The 12,893-nt window shown below is 54.2% G+C and carries 12 protein-coding genes; 5 read left to right on the forward strand and 7 right to left on the reverse strand.

Annotated features, from left to right (window positions below):
- Positions 1–28: 28 nt before the first annotated feature.
- Positions 29–1,207, reverse strand: a complete 1,179-nt coding sequence (locus ACN0RL_RS16245) for an acyl-CoA dehydrogenase family protein (protein WP_417518683.1) — start codon at positions 1,205–1,207, stop codon at positions 29–31.
- Positions 1,208–1,261: 54 nt separating this feature from the next.
- The gene (locus tag ACN0RL_RS16250) at positions 1,262–1,951 is read right to left on the reverse strand and encodes a nitroreductase (RefSeq protein WP_417518685.1); all 690 of its coding nucleotides are present in this window, start codon (positions 1,949–1,951) and stop codon (positions 1,262–1,264) included.
- 427 nt (positions 1,952–2,378) lie between these two features.
- Here ACN0RL_RS16250 and ACN0RL_RS16255 point away from each other — a divergent pair, with 427 nt between their 5' ends.
- From ACN0RL_RS16255 to ACN0RL_RS16265, 3 genes are all read left to right on the forward strand, one after another.
- Positions 2,379–4,046, forward strand: a complete 1,668-nt coding sequence (locus ACN0RL_RS16255) for a long-chain-fatty-acid--CoA ligase (protein WP_417518687.1) — start codon at positions 2,379–2,381, stop codon at positions 4,044–4,046.
- A gap of 23 nt (positions 4,047–4,069) precedes the next feature.
- A complete protein-coding gene (locus ACN0RL_RS16260; RefSeq protein WP_417518689.1) occupies positions 4,070–5,125 on the forward strand; it encodes an MBL fold metallo-hydrolase in 1,056 nt (351 codons plus the stop codon).
- A 91-nt stretch (positions 5,126–5,216) separates the two neighbouring features.
- Entirely contained in the window at positions 5,217–5,507 is a 291-nt protein-coding gene (locus ACN0RL_RS16265) for a ketopantoate reductase family protein (RefSeq protein ID WP_417518691.1), read from the forward strand.
- Positions 5,508–5,580: 73 nt separating this feature from the next.
- On the opposite strand, the gene ACN0RL_RS16270 is transcribed toward ACN0RL_RS16265, so the two are convergent.
- Positions 5,581–5,760 (reverse strand): RSP_7527 family protein, encoded by a 180-nt coding sequence (locus tag ACN0RL_RS16270; protein ID WP_417518693.1) that lies wholly within the window; start codon positions 5,758–5,760, stop codon positions 5,581–5,583.
- Positions 5,761–5,888: 128 nt separating this feature from the next.
- Between ACN0RL_RS16270 and gcvA the strand changes: the two genes are divergently transcribed.
- Entirely contained in the window at positions 5,889–6,797 is a 909-nt protein-coding gene (gene gcvA, locus ACN0RL_RS16275) for a transcriptional regulator GcvA (protein WP_417518695.1), read from the forward strand.
- A gap of 194 nt (positions 6,798–6,991) precedes the next feature.
- Here gcvA and ACN0RL_RS16280 read toward each other — a convergent pair whose 3' ends face one another.
- The 3 genes from ACN0RL_RS16280 to dctP all read right to left on the reverse strand — a co-directional run bounded on the left by ACN0RL_RS16280 (position 6,992) and on the right by dctP (position 9,982).
- On the reverse strand, positions 6,992–8,302 hold the full coding sequence (locus ACN0RL_RS16280) for a TRAP transporter large permease (protein WP_417518697.1): 1,311 nt from the start codon (positions 8,300–8,302) through the stop codon (positions 6,992–6,994).
- Positions 8,299–8,844, reverse strand: a complete 546-nt coding sequence (locus ACN0RL_RS16285) for a TRAP transporter small permease subunit (protein ID WP_417518699.1) — start codon at positions 8,842–8,844, stop codon at positions 8,299–8,301. Before ACN0RL_RS16285 ends, ACN0RL_RS16280 begins: the two co-directional genes overlap by 4 nt.
- A gap of 91 nt (positions 8,845–8,935) precedes the next feature.
- On the reverse strand, positions 8,936–9,982 hold the full coding sequence (dctP, locus tag ACN0RL_RS16290) for a TRAP transporter substrate-binding protein DctP (RefSeq protein WP_417518701.1): 1,047 nt from the start codon (positions 9,980–9,982) through the stop codon (positions 8,936–8,938).
- 164 nt (positions 9,983–10,146) lie between these two features.
- Here dctP and ACN0RL_RS16295 point away from each other — a divergent pair, with 164 nt between their 5' ends.
- Positions 10,147–10,887 (forward strand): enoyl-CoA hydratase/isomerase family protein, encoded by a 741-nt coding sequence (locus tag ACN0RL_RS16295; protein WP_417518703.1) that lies wholly within the window; start codon positions 10,147–10,149, stop codon positions 10,885–10,887.
- Between the two features lie 281 nt (positions 10,888–11,168).
- Here ACN0RL_RS16295 and ACN0RL_RS16300 read toward each other — a convergent pair whose 3' ends face one another.
- Positions 11,169–12,770 carry a class I adenylate-forming enzyme family protein gene (locus tag ACN0RL_RS16300; protein WP_417518705.1) on the reverse strand — a complete coding sequence of 534 codons (1,602 nt, stop codon included), beginning with the start codon at positions 12,768–12,770 and terminating at the stop codon, positions 11,169–11,171.
- Positions 12,771–12,893 lie beyond the last annotated feature (123 nt).

Raw genomic sequence — 12,893 nt, forward strand, 5'->3', positions numbered from 1 at the left:
ATGACTCCTCAGCGTTAGATCAGTCCGGTTACAGGCCAAGCACGTGCTTGGCAGTAATGTTTTTCTGAATTTCATTGGAGCCACCGTAAATAGTGGTGGCCCGGCCATACATGTAATCTTTCCGTGCCTGATCCCCGAATTCGTGGCCAATGTCGCCCGAGCTAAGGCTGTCATTGATAATGCCGCCATAGGGGCCAGCCAGATCAATGGTCAGCTCATGAATGGCCTGTTGAACCTCCGTGCCTTTGATCTTCAGCAATGAAGACTCTGCTCCCGGCCCCTGGCCACTGGCCTGGGCCGCCAGTACCCGCAGCCCTGTGTATTCCAGCGCCATCAATTCGGCTTCAATGTCACTAAAACGGGCTCTGAAAACCGGGTCCTGTGCCATAACCTGGCCGCCTTCTGTTTCCTTGAGTGCATACTGTCTGAGCTTCTCAAGACGACGTTTGGAATCGGCAACCCGGGCAATAACCGTTCGTTCGTGTGCCAGCAAGGATTTGGCGTAGGTCCAGCCTTTGTTCTCTTCACCGATCCGGTTTTCCACGGGTACCCGAACATTGTCGAAAAACACTTCATTGAGTGAGTGCTCGCCGTTAATCGTGTGAATGGGGCGAACCGTGACTCCCGGGCTTTTCATTTGGATCAGTAAAAAAGAAATTCCTTGCTGGGGGCGACCTTCGTTGCTGGTACGGACCAGACAGAAGATCCAGTCAGCATGATGCGCGCCAGTGGTCCAGGTTTTGGATCCGTTAACAACGTAGTGGTCACCGTCCAGTTCAGCACGGGTCTTCAGGGATGCCAGGTCGGAGCCGGCGCCAGGTTCAGAATAGCCTTGGCACCACCAGTCATCGGATTCGAGAATGCGTGGCAGGAATCGTTGCTTTTGCTGCTCAGTGCCATAGGTGTAGATGACCGGTCCGACCATTTTCAGGCCAAAGGGCAGCACATCGGGAGCATTGGCAGCCACCCGCTCATTCTCAAAAATGTGCATCTGGGTTGGCGTCCACCCGGCCCCGCCGTACTCAACTGGCCATGTGGGGGCAATCCAGCCTTGGGCAAACAGATGTTTCTGCCACCGAATTGTTCCCTCTTTGTAGGTATCTGGCTGGGCTATCAGTGCGGTGACTTCCGATACAGGGGCCTGCTTGAAAAAGTCCCGAACCTGATCGCGAAACGCCAGCTCTTCCGCAGAAAATGAGATATCCATTGCTTAGCCCCTCGGTTGCATGACTGCAGTTTAAAAATCATGGAAAACACTTTGTCAGTGATCTTTGAACGTAACGGCTTCACTGACAGGAACCCGGCTGGTGCGGGTGTTGTTGGCTGGGACTTCAGGATCCTCGTAGCCGAAACACACACCAAACAGCACGCCCATGTTGTCATCGAGATCGAATGCGTCGCGAACAAGATCAGGGTGCGAGCGTAAGCTACCCATGGCGCAGGAACTCACACCATGGGCTGTCATGGCCAGCATCAGGGTTTGTGCATAAATCCCCACATCCACAGCGATGGTGGCGCCAAAAGAACGGTCCATGCACAAAAAAGCCACGTGTGGCGCGTCAAAAAGTTCAAAGTTGCGCAGGGCAGCGCGATTGCGCCCTGCTTTGTCGTCACGGGCAATTGCCATTTCACCGTACAGCGCCGCAGCACACTCAACCTGCCGGCCGCGATAGTCACCCTCAAACCTCGACACGTAATTGAAATCCGGTGTCGACGGGGTGCCTGACTTGGCACGCTCCACGAACTGGTCGCGCAACCGGTCGCGCAACCCGCCAGAGGCGACAGCTACCTGCCAGGGTTGCGTGTTGCAATTGGATGGCGCCATTTGTGCCAGCTCGAATATTGCCTTCATCGTTTTTGCCGGTACCGCGTTTGGCAGAAAGCCTCGTATGGAACGCCTGTGATTGATTGCGTCTGCCAAAGACATCGCCGGATTGTTAGCTTTATTCATTTGAGGCTCCGAAAAAAGCCGAAGGTATAGAGTTCGTTTGGGGTGCTTGTGCTCGGCTGGTGCTGGTCAGTTTTTATGTTTTGAGTCAAAACCATAGCAAGTTGGTTACAAGGTGAGAAAAGCACAATTTAGATAGAGCTTATGTTCAGATTGTATATCTCGACCAAGTTTATGTTGCATGCGTAATATAAGGTGCTGAATTAAAAGTGTTAAACCTTTTATTCAGTGAATGAAATCAGGGGCTCTGAACAGTGAAAACAAGTGGTCGGTTATTTTTCCGGTTGCCCAGTTAATAACTTGTATGGCACGTTTTATAGGCTTTGATCGGAAACCACTCAGTGAGCTCTTGGAGTGCCGTTTGCCAAACAGTTCCATACGACATTGAACAACGTGCTGGTTGTGCTGCTGACTTTAGGAATAAGACGCAATGAGCGACAAGAAATATTGGCCCCAAGGACTTCCCCACGTTTTAGACATTCCTGAGACGAGCCTTTTCGACAACCTGGAAGTGTCCGCAAGCCGTTATCCGGACAAGCCCGCGGTGGTTTTCTACGATTCAGTGCTTACCTACGGCGAGTTACTGCAACAGGCGGAGGCTTTAGCGGGTTATTTGCAGGCAGAATGCAAGGTGAAGCCAGGTGATCGGGTAGCGCTCTATTCCCAGAACAGCCCCCAGTTTGTGGTTGGGTACTATGGCATTTTGCGTGCCCAGGGCGTGGTTGTACCCGTCAACCCGATGAACCTGGCAGGCGAACTCGAGTATTGCATTACTGACAGTGGCGCCCGGACACTTCTGGCAGCTCAGGAACTCCACAAGAATGCAGCGACAGTGCTGGATTCGGGAAGTCTGGACCGTGTGATTATTCACACATACTCAGACTATTTGGGCAACCTGAGTGCGGAGGAAGCGACGCGTCTACCGGGTAGCTTGACCGAGCCTCGAAACATCCCCGCTCGTGAGAATGTTGTGGGTTGGGGCGACGCGCTGGATTCAGGGCGCCAGCCTCTGCCCTACACCGGCACTCATAAAGATGTGTGCCTGATTGCCTATACATCAGGAACAACCGGCAATCCGAAAGGCTGCGTCCATAACCATCACACGATATTGGCCGCTGTCGCAGGAACGTCTGCCTGGCGTGGCAACAGCCCGGCAACCACTGTGTTAGCGATAGCCCCTTTGTTCCATGTGTTGGGCATGCAGGCAGGAATGAACACGCCAATTTTTTGCGGCTCAACGGTGGTTGTCATGCAGCGTTGGGATCGACAAATGGCGCTGGAATTCATCGAGCGATACCGGGTTACCAGCTGGTCGGGAACCCCGGCCATGTTTGTTGAATTCTTTGCCAACCCGGCGCTGGCTGATCACGATATTTCGAGCCTTCATCGCTTGATGGGCGGTGGCGCGGCGATGCCGGAAGCTGTATCCCGCAGGCTCAACGAAGAGTATGGGCTCACTTACAACGAGGCCTTCGGGCTAACCGAAAGCGCAGGCTTTGTGCTCGCCAACCCGGTGGAGCGAGGAAAGCGGCAGTGCCTGGGTATCGCCACGTTTAACGTGGATGCCCGCATCATAGACCCTGCCACGTTTGAGGAATTACCCCAGGGGGAAACCGGCGAAATCATCCTCAATGGCCCGCAAGTGATGCTTGAGTATTGGCAAAAGCCAGCGGCGAATGAAGGCGTGTTTATCCACCGTGATGGCAAGCGCTATCTGCGCACCGGCGATCTCGCTTACCTGGATGAAGAAGGCTACTTCTTTATGGTCGACCGCCTCAAACGCATGATCAACGCCTCCGGGTACAAGGTTTGGCCTGCCGAAGTCGAAAGCATTATGTACGGCCACCCTGATATTCAAGAGGCCTGCGTGATTAGCATACCGGACGAAAAGCGCGGGGAAACGGCCAAGGTTTTGATCGTATTAAAGCCCGAAGCCAGCGCTGCGATTACGGAAGAGAGCATTATTGACTGGTGCAAACAGAGCATGGCGACGTACAAAGTGCCCACGCACGTTGAGTTTCTTGATGTGCTACCCAAATCCGCAGCTGGAAAAGTGCTGTGGCGCAAGCTTCAGGATCAGGCACGCGCAAAACACTGAACACCGTTATAGAGGAACCTGCATTGAGCATAATCACCGCTGGCAGAATAGCCTATCCACTGGAACGCGCCCCTGATATTGGAGAGTTGCGGGAAGTCGCACCCAATGTGCTGTGGAGCCGTATGCCTCTGCCAGGTGGGTTGGATCACATTAATATCTGGCTCCTGAAAAATGATGACGGTTATGCAGTAATTGATACCGGAATGTACACCCAGGAAGCGGTGAGTGCCTGGCAACAACTGATGAGTAATTTGCCTGACAATGCGCCTGTCCGAACCGTGTATGCAACGCACTTCCATCCGGATCATGTGGGTATGGCGGGCTGGCTGGTGCGTGAAGGCTCAGGGCAGTTCTGGATGACTCAGCTGGAATACATGACATGTCGCATCGTGTATAGCCAGATCAACGAGGACGGTGTGCCCCCGGAGTTTGATGCGTTTAACCGCAGTGCAGGCTGGCCCGAGAAAGCGATCGGAACCTACGCCCGGGGGTATGGCTCCTACCGGAGGAGAGTATCCCAACCTCCCTTTTCGTATCGCCGGTTGGTTGAAGGGCAGCGCCACGCAATCGGCGGCACCGATTGGAAAGTCGTCGTCGGTAACGGTCACTCTCCCGAGCATGCCTGCTTCTACTCCGAGGAGCTAAAACTGCTTATATCCGGCGATCAGGTACTGCCGCGAATTTCTTCAAATGTGTCCGTCACTCCACTGGATCCCTTCGCTAACCCTATGGCGGATTGGCTTGATTCACTGAAAAAGCTGAAAACGGAAATACCGGATGACGTGATGGTGCTGCCCGCCCACCAAGAGTGCTTTATCGGACTGCACGCCCGCATTGATGAATTGATTGATTCCCAGACGCGAGTGTTTGCTGCCTTGCTGGAATCACTCCAGGAGTCCCCGAAACGCGCCTACGACCTATTCGAAGTGCTGTTTTCAAGGCCCATAGCTGAAGACAATCTTCTGATTCTTAATCTTGCGACCGGAGAAGCCGTAGCATGTTTGAATTATTTGTATGAGCTGGGTGAAATCACCTGTTCGGTTGATGCAGAAGGGGTGCGGTGGTATCAGGCAGTGTAAGGCTTTCGTTTGCAGGCTGGGCCCCTTGCCTCCCTCAAGCTTCGCTGTGGAAATGGTGAAAAAATAAGACCAAAAAGCCAAGCATGCTGAATTGTTTCGTTATGGCGGGATCAATGTCGAGCTGCCCGAGCGCCTGGTGGGCAAGCGTTGGCGGAAATGTCTCTGGAATGCTCCGTTTAACACCTTGTCGGTCATCGCCAATGGTGCGGATACGCGAACCCTGGTAGACACAGATGGAGGCGCGGAGCTAATGCGGGCAATGATGCGCGAGGTTATGGAGGTAGCGGCGGCCATAGCCAAGCACCGTGGTATTGCAGAGCGACACCTGAACACGGTGCTGGTCACTTTGAACATGCATGCCGCCCTGAAAGGGCGAGCTTAAACAACTAGCCGCGCAACATGAAATTTACTTTCATCCAGTTGCTGGACGAACTCAGTTTCTGAGATTGTCGTTATTAGTGGCTGTGAGAAACCTTGCACGCTGCAGATTGAGCTAAAGAGCGAAAGATCGCGCTCAGCTTTGCAGGCAACGCGCTTATCAGCTCTGCCATGTATTCGCTGCGCTCTTTTTTAGCCAGTTCTACAGCCTGATTGATTTCTGTAATGCTGGGAATGTGTGATGCTTGAGTGTTCATTTGTATGGTCTCCTGAGTTTTCACCACATTAGTGCTATGGGAGGTAGGCTACTTAAGTCTTAATATTTGGGAAAGCGATCGTTTCTAACGAAAATGCTGAGAAAAACTCATGATAGGTAGTAAGCCCTATGAGGCAACTCCCCCCTCTAAACGCCCTTAGAATGTTTGAGGCATCCGCCAGAAACGGCAGCTTTGCGGCCGCTGGAAAAGAATTGTTTGTCACGGCATCCGCAGTAAGTCACCAGATAAAGACTCTTGAGGAGTATTTGGGGATAAAACTGTTCACCCGGAGCAAACGCACGGTTGAGCTAACGCCATCTGGAAAACAGTACCTGGTGTCTGTGAAGCATGCGCTGAACGAAATTGAGGTGGCAACCCACAGGCTGACGGCCAGCAAAGAAACGAATGTGGTCCAGATCAGCGTCGCACCCAATTTCCTGACGCGCTGGCTAATGCCCCGTATGTCGCGTTTCAGAGAGATGTTTCCGGATATTGAGCTACGGATAAGTGCCTCTGTAGGATTGCTCGATTTCAATCAGTCGAGTACGGATATGGCGGTCTACTACGGCAATGGGGAGTGGGACGACATTGAGGTCTACTTCCTGCAAAAAGTAATGCTCGTACCTGTGTGTAGCCCCAAACTCCTGGAAGGAAGAAATCCTTTGCTGGATCCAGCCGATTTGCGACATCACACATTGATTTATGTCAGCACCCGCATGTGGGAGTGGGAGAACTGGTTTCAGGTGGCCAGTTCGGAATACATTACGCCAAAAGACAGCCTTCAACTGTCTAGCAGCCAATTGACTACTGCCGCTGCGCAAGAAAATCTTGGCGTTGCTCTTGCTGACCTCACATTGACCTCAAGAGAAATCAGTTCCGGGAATTTGGTGGTGCCCTTTAATATCCCCCTCGACACCCGGAAGGCCTTCTACCTCGTTCATCAGAAGCACCGCCCATTAACGGCGGCTATGAAAGCGTTTAAAGAGTGGTTGATTGCCGAGATCCAGGCGCCGGATGTTTATGGAGCGGGGGGGTGAAAAACATGGGCTGTTCACGGGACGCCTTTGCCAGTGCAACCTGCTATTGACAGTAAACCCTGGCATCGGCATGCCAAGGTTTCAAACTACGTGACCGGCGACAAATAGGTTATTTGCCACAGCTGGAACGGCATCCTTGCTGTCGGTTCAGCCCTTGACCAGAGCTCTTTTGTTGCCTTTGGTCTGAGGCCTGGTCAGAAAAACACACCTGGCAACCAGGTAGCAATTTCCGGGAACACCATAATGATACCGATGGCGATGATCTCGATGATCACGAAGGGTACCACTGATGTGTAGATGTCCTTCATGGTGATTTCCGGTGGTACCACGCCTTTCAGATAGAACAGGTTGAAACCGAAAGGTGGCGTCTTGTAGCCGATCTCCATGTTGATCACGAACAGGATGCCGAACCAGATCGGATCGAAGCCAAGGGATTTCACGATCGGCATGAATACCGGCAGGGTGATCAGCATGATGCCAACCGGGTCGAGCACCATGGCCAGGAAGAAGATGATCACCATCATCGCGATGATGATGCCCCAGGGTCCGCCGGGAATGTATTGCATCAACCCTTCTATAAGCTCCTGTGCACCCATGCTCTGATATGCCGCGCTGAAGGCGTGAGCGGCAAACAGGATCCACATGATCATGCCAGTGAGCTTGAACGTGCGTATGGCAGCTTCCTGCAGAATGCTCCATTTGAGCTGGCGATAAACAGCCGCCGAAATCAGCGAGCCGAGAACGCCCATGGCCGCGGCTTCCGTTGGCGTGGTAATGCCGCCAATGATGGAGCCCAACACCATGAAAACAACACCAATGGGCAGCAGTACAGCCCTCAGAGCCCGGAGTTTTTCGGGCCAGGTGCCACGCTCCTCCGGCGGCAGTGCGGGCGCCAGGTGCGGCTGGAGGGTAGATCGCACGAGAATGTAAATAACGGTCATGACCATCAGCAGCACACCCGGCATGATGCCGGCAGCAAACATCTGGCCTACGGATACGCCGGTAATCAGTGCATAGAGGATCATCAGGATGCTGGGAGGTATCAGAATGCCCCAGCCGCCACCGGTATTGATTACGCCCAGTGCCATCTTGCGGTCATAGCCCCGCTCCAGCATGGAGGGCAGTGCGATGGTCCCCATGGCAACCACGGCTGCGCCGCTGATGCCAACCATGGCAGCAAATATCGCGCAGATAACCAGGGTTCCTATGGCCAGGCCGCCGCGAAGACCACCAAACCAAAGGTGCATCATCCGGTACAAATCCCTTGCGACACCCGTTCGCTCCAGAATCATGGCCATGAAAACGAACAAGGGTATGGCCACCAGAGTAAAGCTGCCCATGGTGCCCCAGATTTGCGAGGCCACCATGTAGAAGGAATCAAATCCCCAGGTGAAATACAGGAAGATCACCGAAACGCCGCCGAGCACAAAAGCCAGCGGTAAGCCCAGTATCAGGAAGAACAGCAGCGAGCCGAAAAACAGCAGGGTCAGGATTTCAATACTCACGACTGCTCTCCTTCGGTAGTGCTCTGATCAGGGCGGTAGTAGTCCAGGTTGAAGGCAATGGCAATGTCTTCAAGGAGTTTGGCCAGGCCCTGCAATACCAGCAGCCCCGTACCGACGGGTATGGCCAGCTTGACTGGCCAGATTGGAGGGTTCCAGGCTGAGTAGGAGGTCTCCCAGTTCGATATGGATTCGCTGGCCATATCAATGCCGAACCAGAGCAGGGCAAGGGTAAAAATGAAAAAGATCAGTGAGGTGAATATATCCATGACTGCCCGTTTGCGAGGGGGCAGTTGCGAGTGCAGAAGATCGACATTGACGTGGCCCCGATGAGCCATGATGTAACCTCCGGACATGACCGCATAAACGCCGAACACCATCTGGGTGAGCTCGTTGGTCCAGACTGTGGGTGCGTTCAGCAGATAGCGGAAACCCACCTCCAGCAACAGGAACGCGAACATTGCAAAAACGAGCAAGGCTATCCAGCGCCCGACAAAGTCGTTAAGACGGGTGACCCCGCTTATGAATGCGGTCAGCACACTCATGGCATTCTCCAGGAGGATGTTGGGTTTCTTCAGGGATAAAAAGGCCGGACGTCAAAGACTCCGGCCTGTGTCACTTATCTGATCTCGCGGCTTAGAGGTAGCCGAGCTCGGCCAGGTAGCCCTTCAGCATGTCCAGCGCTTTCTTGGCGTTGTCGCTGCGCTCGCCTTCCTCGTCCCACATTCCCTGAGCGGCCTTTACCAGCTTGTCCTGAACCTCATCGGGCAGAACGTTCACTTGCACACCCTGTTCTGCGATGACCTTGGCCAGGGTAAGGCGCTCTTTGTAAAGGTATTCGTTGGTACGAATCCAGAATTGCTCATCGAGAGCATCCTTGACGATCTTCTGCATGTCTTCCGGCAGCTTGTTCAGCGCCTTCATGCTGACAATGATGACGTCAGTGCCCGCGATATTAAGGGCTGGTTGAACGTGGTACTTGGCCACTTCATACAACGCCATGCTGGCGGCGCCCTGAGCAGCACCCCAGTGGGCACCGTCAACAATGCCCGAGTCCAGTGCCGAGTATAGCTCGCTGCCTGGAATATAAGACGCAGCAGCACCGGCTTCGGTCAGGAATTTCTGCAGAACACCCGAGGAGCGAATCTTCAGGCTGGTGAAATCCTCCCAGTTGTTGATGGGCTTTTTGATCACCATCTCGGTGGGGTAGACCTTGTCGGTCGCCCAGTAGACGTTGTGCTCTGCCGCTTCGTCACGGAGCATCTGCTCAAAACCCATGCCCTGATGAAAGTACTCAGCTTCCCAGACGTTGCGGAACGCAAAAGGCAGACCGGAGGCAATGCCGGCAAGGGAGATTTTATCCTGAGCGTAAGATGGTGAAATCGTGCCCATCTCAAGGATGCCGCGACTAACGGCATTGAACGTTTCCTGAGCCTTGAAAAGCGCGCCGGCTTCATAAAGCTTGAGCTTCAGGCGCCCGTCGGTGCGCTCGTCCAGAACTCGCTGCAGTCTCACCAGGCTGTCAGTGTAGGAACTACTGGCACCCGGCCAGTGGGACTGTACCTTCCAGGTGAAAGTTTCCTGTGCTGCGGCAGGAGCAGCGGCTAGGGCGGCAGAAACCCCGAGGGTAAGGGCTGACGCATAAATGGTGAAGGATTTACGTGTTTTAGCGAAGAGATTCATGACTGTGCCTCGTTCGTTGTTGTAGTGAAGCTTCTTGTTGTTTCGCTCTGCAGAACTGGCGACTGCAGGGTGAATTTATGTTTTCTGAATCTAACACAAGATCGGACTTTTGCAATAGGATGTTTGCTGTGTAGGCAGCAGAATATTCTTAAAAGGATAGTTCAATGATTGACATTCAGCAGTCTCAAGGCGTGCTCCAGCTTGTTATAAATCGCCCTGAAAAGAAAAATGCACTGACACGGGATATGTACCAGCAACTGAGTGACGCGGTAACCCGTGCCAACGAGGATGAGAGCGTGAGCGCTATTGTCATTTCCGGAGCCGGTGGCGTATTTACGGCGGGAAACGATCTGGATGATTTCCGGGCTCGCGCCACAGATAAATACCCAAAGCCCTCTGCGGGGCTGGCGTTCATCACGGCGTTGATGAATTGCGACACGCCGGTTATAGCTGCTGTTGAAGGCCTGGCGATAGGAATCGGCACCACTTTGCTGTTGCACGTGGATGTTGTGGTCGCTGCAGAAAATGCAAAATTCAAGACAGCGTTTGTGGATCTCGGGCTGGTACCCGAAGCTGCTTCAACAGTCACCATGCCTCTGCATCTGGGGGCTCGCAAAGCCACCGATCTTTTACTGTTGGGTGAGGTGATCAGCGGCAGTGACGCGAGGGATTGCGGTCTTGTCAGCCGTATTGCGGGTAATGGACAGGCTTTGTCTGAAGCGCTGGCGATTGCCGGAAACCTGGTCAGTAAGCCCCGCGAGGCTCTGCGGGCCAGTAAGCGACTGATCCGGGCGCCTTGGCGAGAGCAGATAGAGCAAGCGCTGGAGCGGGAAAGAGCGGTGTTTACGGAGCGGCTTCGTTCCGAGGATTGCCGGGCCGCATTGAATAGGCTGTCCCGGCGCTGAGCGGAATGAGTGTGGGCTAGTGTCCCGTCTGGCTAATTCCTTAACCTACTGCGTAGCGCTGAGGCTTCTGGCCAAGGCGCCTGTCCGCAGGTATGGTGGCTCCATATCAAGGCCAGGCAACACCGGCCAGAAGCCTCAGCGCTGCGCCCTTCGGGAGCCACTGGGAGCTTTGATAGCCGCGTTGCGTCGTCTCGATTTGGAACCACCAAATCTTCGCCACCACGCCTAGCTCTCAAAGCTCCCACTGGCTCAGTAGATTAAGGAATTAGCCAGACGGGACACTAGCGGTGGATAGCTGGCCAGTAAGGCTCGCGCAGCTCCCGTTTGAGGATCTTGCCGATGGTGGAGCGGGGCAGCTCCTCCCGGAATTCGATAGCAGAGATGCGCTGGCTCTTGCCCAGTTTGTTATTGGCCCATGCCAGTATCGCCGGCCCGGAGTCTTTGTGTCCGGGCTTGAGAACGACCAGGCCGAGAGGTGTTTCACCCCATTGCTCACTCGGGATGCCGATAACCGCCGCATCGTCCACCGCCGGATGCGCCAGCAGTGCCTTTTCAAGATCAACCGCATAAATGTTGAATCCGCCGGAAATGATCATGTCCTTCCGGCGATCGAGAATATGAATAAAGCCGTCCTCATCGATCCGCCCCATGTCTCCACTGCGATAAAACACATCACCTTCAGGGCTTTTCCATAGCATTTCCCGGGTCTGCTCAGGGCGGTTGACGTAGCCCCGCATCATTGAAATGGCGCGGCCGACCAGTTCGCCGGTTTCGCCTTGCGGTAGCTCATGACCAGCGTCGTCAATAACCCGCACTTCTGCACCTTCTGTGGGTACGCCTACCGTGTTCCACTTGTCCGGGTGCGCAGCACAGTCAAGACTGGTCGAAATGCCGCCCTCAGTCAGGCCGTACACTTCTCGTATATTGCCGGGCCAGCGCGCCATGGCATCCGCTATTACTTCCGGCCTCAGTGGGGCGCTGGTGCAGAGCTTCAGTTTGAAACTGGAGAGATCGAATCGCTCAAACTCCGTGTCAGCCAGAATCCTCTGATACTGAACGGGCACCAGCATCGCGTGGGTCACACGGTGTTCCTCGGCAAGTTCCAGAAACCGCCGGGCGTCGAACTTTGCCATGATGACCAGGGTGCCGCCATGGAACAGCGTGGGTAATACCGAAACCAGTGTGGTGTTGGAGTACAGCGGTGTTGAGACCAGGTTAATTGCTTCCCCATCGAGCCCGAAGCGGCTCATGCGTACCATTTGTCTCTGCCGGAAACGATAATCGTGAAGGATGCCTTTCGGTGTGCCGGTAGTACCGGAGCTGTAGATGATGTTGAAGGCATCGTCCATTGTTACCTCCGCGGGCGCGGGTAATGCTGAGGCATGGCCTGACCAGGAGCTCAGTGTCTCGCCAATCCCGTCCCCCTCTTCATCCAGAGCAATAATGCGGTCGCCCGATAATCCCTTCAGTCCGGGCCGGAAGCTGCGAAGGAGGTCCTGATTTTTCCGCGACACGAACAGGAATTGCGCGCTGCAATCGGACAGCATCAGGTTCAGCGCTTCCGCACTGGCCATGCCTGAAAGCGGCACCATGCAGCCGCCGGCAGTCAGTACACCGAGATACAGCGCAACGTAGTCAGCACTGTTTTCCGACAGCGCGGCAACTGAGTCGCCGGTTTGCAGGCCGGCATCTCGCAGGCGGTTGGCGATCTGGTTGGTCTGGTCCAGCAGGGCTCGCCAGCTCACCGTGCCCTGTTCACTGATCAATGCCGGGTGGTCTGGGCGGGAGAACGCAAACGCCTGTATCCGGTGTCCGATGGCCTCCATGGGTTCGTTCTGGGTTATAGGTGCGTACACCGGCATGTCGCTCAGGTTATTTTTCATTTTTGTGCCTTATGCTGCTATGGTGTTTTGACTAGTGAAATTTACTTCCGATTATATTGACTCAAAAGCGGAAGGCATGACAAATTAATGCGAAAGCAAAACCGCCAGCGCAATAATAAAACC

The organism is Marinobacter sp. (genome assembly GCF_048259445.1).
In the GTDB taxonomy this organism is placed as follows: domain Bacteria; phylum Pseudomonadota; class Gammaproteobacteria; order Pseudomonadales; family Oleiphilaceae; genus Marinobacter.

Coding starts and splice junctions, on each gene's coding strand:
- ACN0RL_RS16245 (WP_417518683.1), bottom strand. CDS start 1,207: ATGGATATCTCATTTTCTGCGGAAGAGCTGGCGTTTCGCGATCAGGTT.
- ACN0RL_RS16250 (WP_417518685.1), bottom strand. CDS start 1,951: ATGAATAAAGCTAACAATCCGGCGATGTCTTTGGCAGACGCAATCAAT.
- ACN0RL_RS16255 (WP_417518687.1), top strand. CDS start 2,379: ATGAGCGACAAGAAATATTGGCCCCAAGGACTTCCCCACGTTTTAGAC.
- ACN0RL_RS16270 (WP_417518693.1), bottom strand. CDS start 5,760: ATGAACACTCAAGCATCACACATTCCCAGCATTACAGAAATCAATCAG.
- gcvA (WP_417518695.1), top strand. CDS start 5,889: ATGAGGCAACTCCCCCCTCTAAACGCCCTTAGAATGTTTGAGGCATCC.
- ACN0RL_RS16285 (WP_417518699.1), bottom strand. CDS start 8,844: ATGAGTGTGCTGACCGCATTCATAAGCGGGGTCACCCGTCTTAACGAC.
- dctP (WP_417518701.1), bottom strand. CDS start 9,982: ATGAATCTCTTCGCTAAAACACGTAAATCCTTCACCATTTATGCGTCA.
- ACN0RL_RS16295 (WP_417518703.1), top strand. CDS start 10,147: ATGATTGACATTCAGCAGTCTCAAGGCGTGCTCCAGCTTGTTATAAAT.
- ACN0RL_RS16300 (WP_417518705.1), bottom strand. CDS start 12,770: ATGAAAAATAACCTGAGCGACATGCCGGTGTACGCACCTATAACCCAG.